General features: G+C 62.5%; 10 protein-coding genes, 3 pseudogenes and 1 riboswitch. Of the genes and pseudogenes, 12 read left to right on the top strand and 1 reads right to left on the bottom strand.

Annotation, left to right across the window (positions count from 1 at the left end; translation table 11 throughout):
* Window positions 1-671: 671 nt before the first annotated feature.
* Window positions 672-902: pseudogene (locus AC30NL_RS15760) on the bottom strand (site-specific integrase); the annotation flags it as partial.
* A gap of 127 nt (window positions 903-1,029) precedes the next feature.
* Between AC30NL_RS15760 and AC30NL_RS15755 the strand changes: the two are divergent.
* The 12 genes and pseudogenes from AC30NL_RS15755 to AC30NL_RS15700 all read left to right on the top strand — a co-directional run bounded on the left by AC30NL_RS15755 (window position 1,030) and on the right by AC30NL_RS15700 (window position 13,487).
* Entirely contained in the window at window positions 1,030-2,670 is a 1,641-nt protein-coding gene (locus AC30NL_RS15755) for a peroxidase family protein (RefSeq protein ID WP_489464945.1), read from the top strand.
* Between the two features lie 116 nt (window positions 2,671-2,786).
* Window positions 2,787-4,880: a 3-hydroxyacyl-CoA dehydrogenase NAD-binding domain-containing protein gene (locus AC30NL_RS15750; RefSeq protein ID WP_489464944.1), complete on the top strand. Its 2,094-nt coding sequence runs from the start codon at window positions 2,787-2,789 to the stop codon at window positions 4,878-4,880.
* A 24-nt stretch (window positions 4,881-4,904) separates the two neighbouring features.
* Window positions 4,905-6,080, top strand: coding sequence for an acetyl-CoA C-acyltransferase (locus AC30NL_RS15745; protein ID WP_489464943.1), 1,176 nt, complete (start codon window positions 4,905-4,907; stop codon window positions 6,078-6,080).
* A 4-nt stretch (window positions 6,081-6,084) separates the two neighbouring features.
* Window positions 6,085-6,285, top strand: a complete 201-nt coding sequence (locus AC30NL_RS15740; protein ID WP_489464942.1) for an acyl-CoA dehydrogenase C-terminal domain-containing protein — start codon at window positions 6,085-6,087, stop codon at window positions 6,283-6,285.
* A 4-nt stretch (window positions 6,286-6,289) separates the two neighbouring features.
* Window positions 6,290-6,481: a hypothetical protein gene (locus AC30NL_RS15735; RefSeq protein ID WP_489464941.1), complete on the top strand. Its 192-nt coding sequence runs from the start codon at window positions 6,290-6,292 to the stop codon at window positions 6,479-6,481.
* The gene (locus AC30NL_RS15730) at window positions 6,478-6,768 is read left to right on the top strand and encodes a Dabb family protein (protein ID WP_489464940.1); all 291 of its coding nucleotides are present in this window, start codon (window positions 6,478-6,480) and stop codon (window positions 6,766-6,768) included. The genes AC30NL_RS15735 and AC30NL_RS15730 overlap by 4 nt, the downstream gene beginning before the upstream one ends.
* Window positions 6,765-8,744: a M3 family metallopeptidase gene (locus AC30NL_RS15725; protein ID WP_489464939.1), complete on the top strand. Its 1,980-nt coding sequence runs from the start codon at window positions 6,765-6,767 to the stop codon at window positions 8,742-8,744. The genes AC30NL_RS15730 and AC30NL_RS15725 overlap by 4 nt, the downstream gene beginning before the upstream one ends.
* Window positions 8,745-8,760: 16 nt before the next feature.
* A pseudogene (locus tag AC30NL_RS15720) lies at window positions 8,761-9,549 on the top strand (SDR family oxidoreductase).
* Between the two features lie 4 nt (window positions 9,550-9,553).
* On the top strand, window positions 9,554-9,997 hold the full coding sequence (locus AC30NL_RS15715; protein WP_489464938.1) for a PaaI family thioesterase: 444 nt from the start codon (window positions 9,554-9,556) through the stop codon (window positions 9,995-9,997).
* A gap of 21 nt (window positions 9,998-10,018) precedes the next feature.
* Window positions 10,019-11,035, top strand: coding sequence for an NADP-dependent oxidoreductase (locus AC30NL_RS15710; protein WP_489464937.1), 1,017 nt, complete (start codon window positions 10,019-10,021; stop codon window positions 11,033-11,035).
* A gap of 56 nt (window positions 11,036-11,091) precedes the next feature.
* Window positions 11,092-12,033 (top strand): annotated as a pseudogene (locus AC30NL_RS15705) (acyl-CoA dehydrogenase family protein); the annotation flags it as partial.
* A 166-nt stretch (window positions 12,034-12,199) separates the two neighbouring features.
* Window positions 12,200-12,287: riboswitch (cyclic di-GMP riboswitch) on the top strand.
* A 99-nt stretch (window positions 12,288-12,386) separates the two neighbouring features.
* Window positions 12,387-13,487: a dermokine domain-containing protein gene (locus tag AC30NL_RS15700; RefSeq protein ID WP_489464936.1), complete on the top strand. Its 1,101-nt coding sequence runs from the start codon at window positions 12,387-12,389 to the stop codon at window positions 13,485-13,487.
* Window positions 13,488-13,717: the final 230 nt, after the last annotated feature.

Raw genomic sequence — 13,717 nt, 5'->3', positions numbered from 1 at the left:
TCGGAAGCGTGAGTCCAGCTCAGTGAGCAGCAGACATTCGACTTGCCCTGGGGCGCGGCTGGCATCGGCAGCGATCGCGCAGTCGCTCAAGAGATGGCTTCAAGCCTCGCCGGCGCCTGGCTATGACGGCTGTACCTTGATACCGGCCGCTGGTGTCGCGATCTCGTTGGCGCCGCAACGACCGGAATGCAGCCGAGACCGTGAGTTCAGCGTGTGGCCACCACCGACCGGTAACGCTGCACAGTAGCACTTGGATTCGCGACCGCGAGCGCCAGCAACGGGTCGGCAGCGATAGTTCGCCGCGTACTGATGCCGTCGTTCAGCCGCGCTGGTGGCTCGGCCGTCGGTTACCACTCGCGAATGACAGCTGTTGAGGTGGACCGGCCATTCGCCCAAAAAATTGCCAAGGCCTGCTTTCTGCAGCCGCCGACATTCGATGGCCAAACTCCAACGACCGCAGACAGTCTTTATGAGTAGAGACTGTTATGGAGAGCTTTCCATAACAGTCTCGACCTGCCGTCTGGATCTGTGAGGCCTCCGACTGGTGATGGCCCCGAGGGGCAGTATGCAGCGCGCCAGTAAGCTGACAGCCGCCGTCCAGCCGACATCACCATGTGCCGGACGAGTTCGGGCGCCGTGATGAGTTGTGCCGCCCGACAGGCAAAACTGGCCTACCGGGCGGCAGGTGATGCGCGGCGATCGATCTCTGTTTGCTCGGAGATTTTCAAGGCATCGTCCACCTCAATGCCCAGGTACCTGACCGTCGACTCCTTTCGATGGCCAAACAGCAGCTGCACGGGGTGCAGGTTCTTCGTGCGTCGATAGATCAGCGTGGCCTTGGTTCGCCGCATGGAGTGCGTGCCGTAGTCTGCCGTATCAAGACCCAGTTTCTCTACCCAATGGGGACTTTGTGCCTGATTGGGAGGTTGATGAACGTGCGTGGTTGTCAACGCAAGTGCTAGGGATAAGCCTGCGGCGTCTTCGTCCCCAGAATGCGCTCCCTCAACAACCACCGCAGGGAAAAGCACAATGAAGAGCAACATTCACGGCAACGTGGAGCAAGTACCTCTGGATGCCGCGCGCACCGTCAAGCCCGGTGACACGATCGAGCACTCGCGGCTGCTCACCGCCGAAGAGGCGGCAGCCAGACGAGGACCTCCGCAGCCGAATGTCTTTCCGTTCGGCTCGATGTTCGAGGGCTTGACGCATGACGAGCGGCACCGATTGCCCGACGCCTCGCAGACGGCAGCCAAGCTTGCGGCGCTTGCGGCCACGATGAGCGAAGGCGACGGCGCTGTGGAGCGCAACGGAAGCATTCCGGCGGCCTACACCTATCTCGGCCAGTTCATCGATCACGACATCACCAAGACTGAGACGCTGCTGCCGGCGCTGTCGTCAAAGATGGAGAAAGCGTTCCAGGATGCCAAGGACGGCCACCCCGTAGCGCCCCTTTCCGTCCCCGAGATGGGCTTTGTCGTCAACAGGCGCGTGCCTTCGCTGAACCTCGACAGCGTGCTATCCGCAGCCGCCCCGCGCGACGCGCACGGCGCGTTGATGCTGGACCAGGTGTCTGCCAACGGCATCCCCAGGCCCGACCTGCCCGCCGAGCCGGATGAGATGGCGTTGCTACACGATCTGCCACGCAACGACGCCAGCTCGACGAACGAGGAACTGGACCGGCGGGCCAAGATTGGAGATCCGCGCAACGATGAGAACCTCGTTGTTGCGCAACTGCACGTGGCCTTTCTGCGGGCGCATCGGCGGCTGGTGCATGAGCGCGGATTCAGCGCCGCGCAGGCGGATCTGGAATTGCAGCGCCTCTACCAGTCGATCGTGATCGACGACTTCCTGCCGACGGTGTGCAACCCCGCGGTCGTGGCGCGGGTGGTCGCGCATCCCGGCAAGCTGTACCGACCCACCCATCTGCGGCCCTACATGCCGCTGGAGTTCTCCGTCGCCACGTATCGTTTCGGGCATTCAATGGTCCGCAATACGTACAACTACAACTCCATCTTCACAGGGGCGACGCTGGGCCAGCTGTTCACCTTCACCGCGTTCAGCGGCGACAACTTCGGACTGCGCAACACGCCCCAGAACTGGATCATCGATTGGCGCCGGTGGCTGCCGCATGACGGCCAGGTCGTGAACGTCGCTCGCTCAGTGGACACGCTGCTGGCCGGTCAACTGTCGGACCTGCCTCAGCATCAAGGCGTGATCGCCGGCACCAATGTCAACGTCCTGGCGTTGCGCAACCTCGTGCGCGGCTACCTGATGCGTCTGCCCACGGGGCAGGCCGTGGCCGAACGCGTGGCGGCGAGTGGCCTCTTGCCGCCCGGCACGGCTGCGATCACTCCAGACGAGATCCGCGCCGTCGCACAAGCCGCGAGTGCTGAACAGCTCGCGGCTTTGACGGCGGGTGGATTCGACAGCCGCACGCCCCTCTGGTACTACATGCTCGCCGAAGCAGAGCATGCGCGTCAGACCCGCGGCGTGTCGCACCTTGGGCCGGTGGCAAGCGCGATCGTCAGCGAAGTGCTTGTGCAGCTCGTGCGCCTCGCCGACTTCGACGTGCTTTCGGCCAAGGGGTGGATTCACGCAATACCGGTCGAAGAGACCGGCAAGGTCAAGCTGGTCGACTTGCTGCGCTTCGCCCAGGTGTTTCCTGTGTAACCTCTCCGGGGGGTGCCTGCCTCCCGGAGGCAGGCGATCCTAGAATCGTACGGTCGTTCTATTCCAGGAAGTGTTCGACTCTTTCGTCCGCACTCGCACCACCTCACGAGGTCCTCATGAGCGCCAATTACGAAGTTCGCGGCAACGTCGCCGTCATCACCCTCGACAACCCTCCCGTGAACGGCCTCGGCCACGCCACGCGGCTGGGCATCACGCGAGGCCTGGAGACGGCCTGTGCGGATGCGAACGTCAAGGCCATTGTCATCACGGGTGCGGGCCATGCGTTCTCGGGCGGCGCCGACATCAAGGAATTCGGGTCGCCCAAGGCCCTGGCCGAGCCCAATTTGCTGAGCGTGATCCTCATGCTCGAAGCCAGCGACAAACCGATCGTCGCGGCCATCCACACGGTGTGCATGGGTGGCGGATTGGAACTGGCGCTCGGTTGCCACTACCGCGTTGTGCAGACCGGCACGCAAGTCGCACTGCCTGAAGTGAAGCTGGGCCTGCTTCCCGGCGCCGGCGGCACGCAGCGCCTGCCGCGCGTCATTGGCGTTGAATCTGCCCTCAACATCATCGTGAGTGGTGAACCAGTGCCCAGCGAATTGCTCGCAAAGGAACCGGGGCAGAAGCTCTTCGACAAGATCGTGGACGCCAACGTGCTAGATGCCGCCGTCGCTTTCGCGCAAGAAATGGCCGATGTCCATCCGCTGCCGTTGGTGCGCAAGCTCAAGGCCGAGCATCCGAATGCACAGGCCTACTTCCAGTTTGCCCGCAACATGGTGGGCGGGAAGAGCAAGAACTTCCCGGCGCCGCTCAAGTGCGTCGATGTGGTTGAGGCTTCCTTGACCAAGAAGTTCGACGATGGCATGCGCATGGAGCGCGAGACCTTCATTGCGCTGATGTTCACGCCCGAATCCCAGGCCCTGCGCCATGCATTCGTGGCCGAGCGCGCCACGACCAAGATTCCCGATGTTCCTGCCGACACGCCTGTGCGCGACATCAAGAAGGTCGGCGTCATCGGTGCCGGCACCATGGGTGGCGGCATCGCAATGAACTTCTTGAACGCCGGCATGCCAGTGACCATCCTTGAGATGAAGCAGGAGGCGTTGGACAAGGGCATTGGCATCATCAAGAAGAACTACGAAGCGCAGGTCAAGAAGGGCAAGCTCAAGCAGGAGAAGCTCGACGAGCGCATGGCGCTCTTGTCGACCACGCTGAACTATGCCGACCTGAAAGACATGGACCTCGTGATCGAAGCCGTGTTCGAAGAGATCGGCGTCAAGGAAACAGTATTCAAGACGCTTGACGAGGTGGTGAAGAACGGCGCGATCCTCGCGTCCAATACCTCGACGCTGGACGTGAACAGAATCGCCTCTTTCACCAAGCGCCCGCAAGACGTGATCGGCATGCACTTCTTCAGCCCGGCAAATGTCATGAAGCTGCTGGAAGTCGTTCGCGGCGAGAAGACGGCGAAGGATGTTCTGGCCACCGTGATGGGCATCGGCAAGAAGATCAAGAAGACCTGCGTGGTCTCGGGTGTGTGCGACGGCTTCATCGGCAACCGCATGATCGAGCAGTACTCGCGCCAGGCGGGTTTCCTGCTGGATGAGGGCGCCACGCCGCAGCAGGTGGACAAAGCCGTCGAGAACTTCGGCTTCGCGATGGGGCCGTTCCGCGTGGGGGACCTGGCGGGCAACGACATCGGTTGGGCCATACGCAAACGCCGTTATCAAGAGAAGCCCAACGTGCGCTACTCCAAGACGGCAGATCTGCTGTGCGAACTGGGCCGCTTCGGCCAGAAGACGGGTGCCGGCTGGTACGACTACGCGCCGGGCAAGCGCGATGCGATTGCATCGCAGGTCGTCACCGACATGCTCGACAAGCACCGCGCGAGCCTGGGCATCAAGCCGCGCAAAATCAGCGATGAAGAAATCGTGGAGCGTCTCGTGTTCGCCCTCGTCAACGAAGGCGCGAAGATTGTTGACGAAGGCATTGCATTGCGGGCATCCGATGTCGACATGGTCTATCTCACTGGCTACGGCTTCCCTCTGCATCGCGGCGGCCCGATGAACTACGCCGACCAGGTGGGCTTGTTCAACGTCGTGCAGGCGATGAACCGCTTTGCCAAGAACCCGCAGGACGACGCCACATTCTGGAAGCCTGCTCCGCTGCTTGCGAAGCTGGCCGCCGAAGGCAAGACCTTCTCCTGATCACGAAAATCCAGGATCGACATCATGACCAACGCCGTCATCGTCTCTACCGCACGCACTGCGCTCGCCAAGAGCTGGAAGGGCGCCTTCAACATGACCCACGGCGCGACGCTGGGCGGCTTCGCCGTCAAGGCGGCCGTCGAGCGCGCCGGCATCGACGGCGCGCTCGTCGACGACGTCATCATGGGTTGCGCCACGCCCGAAGGCGCGACCGGCAGCAACATCGCGCGCCAGATCGCCCTGCGCGCGGGCCTGCCCGTCACCACCAGCGGCATGACCATCAACCGCTTCTGTTCGAGCGGACTGCAGACCATTGCCACCGCCTCTCAGCGCATCATCGTCGGCGAAGGCGATGTTTACGTGGCCGGCGGTGTGGAGAGCATCTCCTGCGTGCAAAACGAGGCCAACAAGCACATGCTCGCGGACCCGTGGTTGGTCGAGCACAAGCCCGAGATCTACTGGAACATGCTGCAGACTGCCGAGCAAGTGGCCAAGCGCTACAGCATTACGCGCAAGCGCATGGACCAGTACGGCGCGCACAGCCAACAGCGGGCCGCGGCAGCGCTCGAGGCCGGCAAGTTCAAGGACGAGATCGTCCCGGTGACCGTCGTCGCCGGCGTGGCCGATCCGACCATGGGCTTGCGCACCAAGGAAGTCACGATCAGCAATGACGAAGGCATCCGCCCAGGTACCACTTACGAAGCCGTGTCAGGCATTCGCCCGGCCATCCCCGGCGGTGTGATTGCTGCTGGCAACGCCAGCCAGTTCAGCGACGGCGCCGGCGCTTGCGTGGTGATGAACGAGAAGCTGGCCGAGCAAAAGGGTTTGAAGCCGCTGGGCCGATTCCTCGGCTTCGCGGTCGCGGGATGCGAGCCTGACGAAATGGGAATCGGCCCGGTGTTTGCGATCCCCAAAGTGTTGAAACGCCTGGGCCTGGCGGTCAGCGACATCGACCTGTGGGAACTGAACGAAGCCTTCGCGGTGCAGGTCCTGTATTGCGCCGACAGGCTGGGCATCCCAATGGACAAGCTCAACGTCAACGGCGGCGCCATTGCGGTGGGGCACCCGTACGGAGTGAGCGGGCAGCGATTGACGGGGCATGCGCTGATCGAAGGAAAGCGCCGCGGTGCGAAACGCGTCATGGTGACGATGTGCATCGGCGGCGGCATGGGCGCGGCTGGCGTCTTCGAGGTGCTTTGATGGCGTGCACTGGGCGACGCGAGCGCGTCGCGTTTGCGCCCACCAAAGACCCGACACAGCCGGCAGCCATTTCGCACAAGGCAAACTCGGGGCTGCACGCTACTTCTTCCACGACGAGTTGCCGCGCGTGGCGGCTTGGCTCAAGGTGGTGGAGCCCGCGACGACCTCTGTCGCACCAGAACGAGGCCTGGATCCAGGACGCTGAACGCATGAAATCATCGACGCTCGACAAGCTCATCTGGGTGTTCATCTACGGCGGTTTGCTCTGTGTCGGACTGGGGGTGTCCGTCGGGCACAGCGACGATGCCCTGGGCTGGAAGGTGGTGATCTGCGGCCTCATGACGGCGGCCATCGGCGCGCTGCTCGTCTACGTTCGTTCGAGGACGAACGACAAAACATGATCCGTCACATCGTGATGTGGAAGCTCAAGAACGCCGCCGAGGCCCCGCTTTTCAAAGAGCTGCTCGACAGTTGCCGCGACCTCGTCCCCGGCATGCATGAATTTGAAGTGGGCATTCGTCGCGACGATCTCGAGTCGAATGTCGATGTGGTCCTTGTGTCCACCTTCAGCGATGCCGCGTCGCTCGACGCGTACCAGAACCACCCGCACCACAACGCGGTCGGTGCGCAATTGGGACCGATGCGCGACACGCGAAGCGTGCTCGACTATCAGACGGAGGCAGTTTGAACATCGCCCATCGTCTTGCCGTGATGGCAAGTGTCAGCTCGATTCTGTGTTGTCAGGCCGCCGTGGCCGCGCCGTACACCATGCCGGTGTACTCCAGCGCCGCCGAGGTCAATGCCGACTGCGATCGGATGATGAACGACCTGAAGGACGCGCAAGCGAAGCTCGAAGGCATGACAAGCACGAGCGGCGCGGCGCTACTTCCGCAACTCGACGCGATATATCGGCGCTTTGAAGATACCGATGGTCCGATGGCACTGCTGACCGCAGTGCATCCGGACAAGGCGATCCGCGATGCGACCGAGGCTTGCGATCTTCGATACCAGGCCTTCAACGCAGCCTATCTGCAAAGCGCCAAGGTCTTTGAGCTGCTCAGGCAGGTGCAGCCTGCCGACGACATTGATCGCCGATTCCTCAAGGACACCATCGACGCCTTCACCGATGCTGGCGCAGCCTTGCCCGCCAACAAGCAAAAGCGCGCGCAAGACATCAACAACGAGATCAGCCGCCTGTCGCAAGAGTTCGAACGCGTCGTGCGCGAGGACAAGACCCAGGTCGCGTTCACTGAAGCCGAACTGATGGGCGTGCCTCCCAATGTGTGGAGAGACGCCAAGCGAGACGAACAAGGACGCTACCTGCTCGGCATGGCGTACCCGATCTCGGGTCCGGTGATCGAGCGCGCGGTGAACCCCCAAAGCCGCGAGCGCATGTGGCGCGCCCTGAATGGCCGGGGCGGCTCGGCCAACCTGAAGACGCTGTCGGAGTTGGCCAATCTGCGCCGCGAATATGCAGCAATCTTCGGCTTTGAATCGTATGCCGACTTCGCCGAGCGCCGTCACATGGCCGAGACGCCTGCCAACATACAGAAGTTCCTGGCAACTGTGAAAGACGCAGTGGTGAAGCGCGAGGAGACCGACTTCGCATTGCTGCGCGGTTTCAAGGCGCGCGAGCTCAAACAGGGTGTGGCCGCGACGAAGATCGAGCGCTGGGACCTGAACTACTACAAGCAGATGGCGCGCAAGGCGAAGTTCGCGGTCGACGGAGAACAGTTCCGCCAGTACTTCCCGCCCGACGCGAGCGTGAAGTTTGTCTTGCGCCTCGCCACGAAACTCTTCGGTGTGGATTTCGTGCCGTCGCAAGAGCCGCTGTGGCATGCGGACGCACGCGCCTTCGAAGTGGTCGACCTCGCGACAAGCAAGCCCTTGGCCATGCTGTACGTTGACCTCTATCCTCGCGAAGACAAGTTCTCGCATGCGGCGATGTGGGGCATTCGTGCTTCCTCCACGCTGGTGGGCCGGCTGCCTGCCGGCGGACTCGTGGCCAATCTCGACCGCAAGGGCCTCACCATCAATGAGCTGAAGACCCTGCTGCACGAATTCGGCCACGCGCTGCACCAGGTGCTGTCGAAAACGCGCTATGCGAGCCAGGGCGGCACCAACGTGCAGGTCGACTACGTGGAAGCGCCCTCGCAGATGCTTGAGGACTGGATCTACGACCCGAAGGTGCTCGCCGTTTTCAAGGAAGTCTGTGCCACCTGCAAGCCGGTGCCGGCGGCCTTGCTCACAAGGGCCGACAAAGCGCGCCACTTCGCCAAAGGCATTGACGTGTCTGCCCAGCATTTCTACGCAAGCTACGACCTTGCGCTCTACGGCAATGAGCCGCAGGAACCGATGAAGTTGTGGGCGCACATGGAAGCCGCCACGCCGATGGGCTACGTCGAAGGCTCGATGGAGCCGGCCAGCTTTGGCCACATCGCGAGCGGCTATGCCGCGGGCTACTACAGTTACCTGTGGAGCCTGGTGGTGGCGGAAGACCTGCGCACTGCCTTTGAAGGCAAGAAGCTCTCCTTGGAAGTCGGACATCGCTACCGCGATACCGTGCTTGCCAACGGCGGCCAGGTTGCGCCCAAGGAACTGGTGCGCCAGTTCCTCGGCCGGCCGACGGACAGCAAGGCATTCTTCAAGTCACTGAACAAGTAAGGCAAGTAAGGGCCCCATGAGCACATCCGTCCAACAACTCTTCGACTTGAGCGGCAGGGTCGCGCTCGTCACCGGCGGTTCGCGCGGACTCGGGCTCCAGATTGCCGAAGCGCTGGGCGAAGCGGGCGCAAAGATCATGCTGACCTCGCGCAAGTCCGGCGATCTTCAGGAGGCCTCGGCGCATCTTCAGGACAAGGGCATCGACACACGGTGGATAGCTGCCGATGCGAGCGTGCCGGAAGAAATCGAGCGCATGGTCAACGAGGCGCTGCAGCGCATGGGTCAAGTGGACATCCTCGTCAACAACGCGGGCGCGACCTGGGGTGCTCCGGCGCAAGACCATCCGCTCTAGGCCTGGGACAAGGTGATGAACCTCAATATCCGCAGCATCTTTCTGATGAGCCAGGCGGTGGGCAGGCTCAGCATGATTCCGCGCCGCTCGGGCCGCATCATCAACATCGCGTCGGTTGCAGGGCTGTCGGGCTCGATGGACTTGAAGGCGATTGCGTACCACACGAGCAAAGGCGCTGTGGTGAACTACACGCGTGCGTTGGCGGGCGAGTGGGGGCCGTACGGCATCACCGTCAACGCGCTTGCGCCCGGCATGTTCCCGAGCAAGATGACCAAGGGAACGATTCAGCAAGTGGGCGTCGATGCCCTGGCCAAGGGTGCGCCGCTCGGCCGCATTGGCGACGACGACGACCTGAAGGGCGCGGCGCTTCTGTTCGCGTCGGCGGCGGGCAAGCACATCACAGGTCAGATCCTCGCCGTGGATGGCGGGGTGAGCGCGGTCCACTCTCACTGATCGCATGGCATTGAAGTTCCAGGTCAATATCCCCTTCGTCGAAGCTCTGGGCTTCGAAATGCTCCGCTTCGAAAACGGCGAGGCCGAGATAGCCGTTCAGCCGCGCGAGGAGCACATGAACTCGTGGAGCGTGGTGCACGGCGGCGTGTCGATGACGCTGCTGGACGTGGCAATGGCGCATGCCGCACGCAGCCCCAAGGAAGGCAGCACGCCCGATTCGCGCGGCGTCGTCACCATCGACATGAAGACGAGCTTTTTTCGGCCGGGCCTGGGACGGCTGCACGCCAAGGCGAAGGTGCTGCACCAGACCGCCAGCTTCGCATTCTGCGAAGGATCGATTTACGCCGAGGACGGCAAGCTCGTGGCGCACGGGACGGGCACATTCAAATTTCTCAAGGCGCTGCCGGCCGGCGGACGCCAACTCAAAAGGCTCAACGCCTCCGACTGAGCCTCTGAAAGGAACAGGACCATGACCGTCAACAAGCAGATCCTTCTCGCTTCGCGCCCGAAAGGCGAGGCCACCGTGGACAACTTCCGCCTCGTCGAGACGGAGGTGCCTGCATTGAAGGACGGGCAAGTGCTGGTGCGAAACCACTTTCTGTCGCTGGATCCTTACATGCGCGGACGCATGAACGACAGCAAGAGCTACGCGCAGCCTCAGCCGCTTGACCAGGTGATGATCGGCGGCACGGTGGGCGAGGTGGTGGAGTCGCGTCACTCAGACTTCAAGGTCGGTGACAAGGTCGTGGGCATGGGCGGCTGGCAGGAATATGCGGTGGCCGATGCGACCCAGCCGGGTATCTTGCGCAAGGTGGACACCTCTCACATCCCCTTGTCCGCGTACCTTGGTGCGGTGGGCATGCCCGGCGTGACTGCCTGGTATGGCCTGGTCAAGATTTGCGAACCTGGGCCTGGCAAGACGGTGGCGGTCAGCGCCGCCAGCGGGGCGGTCGGCAGCGTGGTCGGGCAGCTGGCAAAAGCGCGTGGATGCCGCGCAGTAGGCATTGCCGGCGGCGCTGACAAGTGCAGATATGTGGTGGAAGAACTTGGCTTCGATGCTTGCGTGGACTACAAGCTGCACACCGATATGAAGTCCCTGTCCACCGCCTTGAAGGATGCTTGCCCGAACGGCATCGACGGCTATTTCGAGAACGTGGGCGGCATGATTCTCGATGCGGTGATGCCACGCATGAATGCGTTCGGCCGTATTGCGTTTTGCGGAATGATCTCGGGCTACAACGGCGAGCCGATTCCGATGACGTATCCGCAGCTGATCCTGCAATCGCGATTGCGCGTCGAAGGCTTCATCGTGAGCGAGCACATGGACGTGTGGCCGGAAGCACTCAAGGAACTTGGCACGATGGTCGCGACGGGCAAGCTCAAGTTCCGAGAAAGCGTGGCGAAGGGCATCGAGTCGGCGCCGGAGGCGTTTCTGGGTTTGCTGAAGGGGAAGAACTTCGGCAAGCAGCTGGTCCAGTTGATCTGAGAGGCTGAGAATATTTCGATCATGCTGCCCGGACACGCTCGAAAAACTCTCAGCCTCTGAGTTGCTTCTTCCTGCCGCGCTGGCGACCCGACGGCACGGTCAATGCCATTCGCATTCAGAGGCTGAAGGACAAACTGGGCAACAAGGCGAACGCGAGTTCGGAGGTGGAATTCGAAGGCGCCGATGCGTGGCTCGTGGGAGAAGAAGGGCGCGGCGTGCCGCAGATTCTGGAGATGGGCAGTCTCACTCGGCTCGATTGCGCACTGGGCACCTCCGGCCTGATGCGCCAAGCCTTGTCGCAAGCGCTCAACCACACCGCGCAGCGCAGCGCGTTCGGCAAGCCGCTGATCGAACATCCGGCGATGCGCAATGTGCTCGCCGACCTTGCGCTTGAAAGCGAAGCCTCGACGGCATTGGCCTTGCGTCTTGCGCGTGCTTTCGATCGTCCCGAGGATCCGCATGAAACATTGATGCGGCGGCTCTTGACGCCAGTCTCGAAGTTCTGGCTCTGCAAGCGTGGCAGCCACTTTGCGCAAGAGGCAATGGAGTGCCTCGGCGGCAACGGCTATGTGGAATCGGCGGGCGAGGGCGTGCTGGCCCGCATCTACCGCGAGATGCCTCTCAATTCGATCTGGGAAGGCGCGGGCAACATCATGGCGCTCGACCTCTTGCGGGCGGTGCGCAAAGGCGAGATGGCCGATGCGTTGGCCGCGGAGTTGGCACCGGCGCGGCGGGAGCATGCGGCGTTCGACCGGTTTGCCGATTCGCTGCCGGGTCGCATCGACGATGCCGCGAGTGAGACGGATGCGAGGCGTCTCGCGCAAGATGTGGCCGTGCAGGCTTCATTGCTCAAGCAACATGCGCCTGATTTCGTGGTGCACGCATTCTGCCAATCACGTCTCGCAGGAGACTGGGGATACGCGTTCGGAACGCTACCCTCGAACGTGGATTTCGATTCAATCATTCAGCGGGCCGTGCCGAACCCGACGACAACGTGAGTTGATGCCCAGGAAGGGAATCTTTCACGCCAGCGATCGGGCTTCAATTCGCGGCAACCCGCAGCGTTGTCGATCATGAGCATTGATGAACTTGCCGCTTGGCGGAGCTTCGCAACCGCCCATCTCAATTTGATACCAAAGGTAAGTCGCCGGCCCTACGCTGCGCTTGCACAGTTGGCAAACCCGTCGAAAGGCGGGGACGCAAAGCCTCCGGTCTTCCTGCAGTAAACGCAGAAGATAGCGGGGTTGCCGAAGGGCAGAACGGACGCGTTCTGCTCGAGTCGCGTCCCAAGGTTTCCGCTTGCAGACCTCCGTGAAACCGAAGCCCAAGGGCTTCATCTGAAGGACGCAAGATGAAATCCAGTTCTCTGTTCGTGATCTCCGCGCTGGCCGCAGCCGTGTCTTCGTTTGCCGCAGAGCCCGGCAGCGTGACCCGGCCCGCAACGTCTCCGGTGCCACCCGCTCCACAGCCTGTCACGGCCACACCCGGCACCGGACCTCAACTGAGCGGTGTGTTCCGCTTCGTCAAACCCGATGGCATGAACGTCATCACGCAAGGCGTCATCAGCACCGCCACCAGCGCGATCACGACGCTCACCATGTCGGGGGCCGACGCCATCAGTTCCGGCAGCGGGCGATGCGCTTTCAACGTGAAGTACGACGAGATCTCTTCGGTCGTCGCGACGAACACCACCAATCGCCTATACAGCAACGACACGCTCATCGCGCAGAACACCAAGCTCGACCTCGAACCTAACAAGCTCAAGACGGTGTGGACGCAACCTTATCTGTTCGCCGGCTTGAACAACATCCGCATCGTGATCAATGCAGAAGGTGCGAAGCCGAGCACTGGCTGGATTCGCGTGAACGTGACCGGAAGTTGCGGCGGCGTGACTGCGCCGACTCCGGCACCCGCTCCAGCACCGAAACCTCCCGAGCCCCCGAAGGCAACGACGCCGCCGCCGGCGACGCCTGTGAAAGCACCGGAGGCTCCGAAGACCACGACCCCGCCGCCGGCCGCGCCTTCGAAAGCACCGGAACCCCCGAAGTCCACCACGCCGCCGGTGGCAACCCCACCCAAGACGCCTGAGCCGCCCAAGCCCGCGACCGATCCCAAGGTCACCCCGCCGTCGACCGGCACCATGCCGCCCGTGACGACCAAGCCGCCCGTTGTGGTCGAGGTGAAGTATGTGCCCGGCTCCTCGCAGTGGACACAGCTCTACACCGCCTACGGCTACAGCAACTACGGTGTGACCTGGCTCAAGGGCAAGGGCTATTCACGCTACGCCGATCTCGTGAAGATCAACGCAGCGATCACCGAGGTCGTCAACGCGAAGACGGTGACGCAGAGCGTCTACAACGAGCTGATGGCGCGTTGGAACAGCTTCCTCAACGACCCGGCTTTCGTCGCGGCGATGAAGAACACCGTGCCGGGAGGCGACGGCAAGAAGTAAGAAGTAGTCGCACCAGTTCTTCTCGCATCCCCGTGCCTGAAATACTCGCCAGGCACAGGCCTCGTCAGAGGCTGGGATGCGGGAGATCCGAATGCCGCGCCATGCGCGGCATTCTTTTGCCTTCGACGCGGGTGTTATGTCCGTTGATATCCGAGGCGATCTGAGGGGGTGACGTCCCGGTGTTCTTGAGGGCGATGTTGAGATCGGCACCTTGCTCAGCTTGGGACCGC

The sequence above is a fragment of the Rhizobacter sp. genome (assembly GCA_021153565.1).
Lineage (GTDB): Bacteria > Pseudomonadota > Gammaproteobacteria > Burkholderiales > Burkholderiaceae_C > Albitalea.
Note: the sequence above shows the minus strand (reverse complement) of the source record. Positions and strands in the feature narration are given on the sequence as shown.

Bases quoted from the DNA above. Each gene is read 5' to 3' on its own strand.
- AC30NL_RS15700 (WP_489464936.1), top strand. From the start codon at position 12,387: ATGAAATCCAGTTCTCTGTTCGTGATCTCCGCGCTGGCCGCAGCCGTG.
- AC30NL_RS15710 (WP_489464937.1), top strand. From the start codon at position 10,019: ATGACCGTCAACAAGCAGATCCTTCTCGCTTCGCGCCCGAAAGGCGAG.
- AC30NL_RS15755 (WP_489464945.1), top strand. From the start codon at position 1,030: ATGAAGAGCAACATTCACGGCAACGTGGAGCAAGTACCTCTGGATGCC.
- AC30NL_RS15715 (WP_489464938.1), top strand. From the start codon at position 9,554: ATGGCATTGAAGTTCCAGGTCAATATCCCCTTCGTCGAAGCTCTGGGC.
- AC30NL_RS15745 (WP_489464943.1), top strand. From the start codon at position 4,905: ATGACCAACGCCGTCATCGTCTCTACCGCACGCACTGCGCTCGCCAAG.
- AC30NL_RS15730 (WP_489464940.1), top strand. From the start codon at position 6,478: ATGATCCGTCACATCGTGATGTGGAAGCTCAAGAACGCCGCCGAGGCC.
- AC30NL_RS15750 (WP_489464944.1), top strand. From the start codon at position 2,787: ATGAGCGCCAATTACGAAGTTCGCGGCAACGTCGCCGTCATCACCCTC.
- AC30NL_RS15735 (WP_489464941.1), top strand. From the start codon at position 6,290: ATGAAATCATCGACGCTCGACAAGCTCATCTGGGTGTTCATCTACGGC.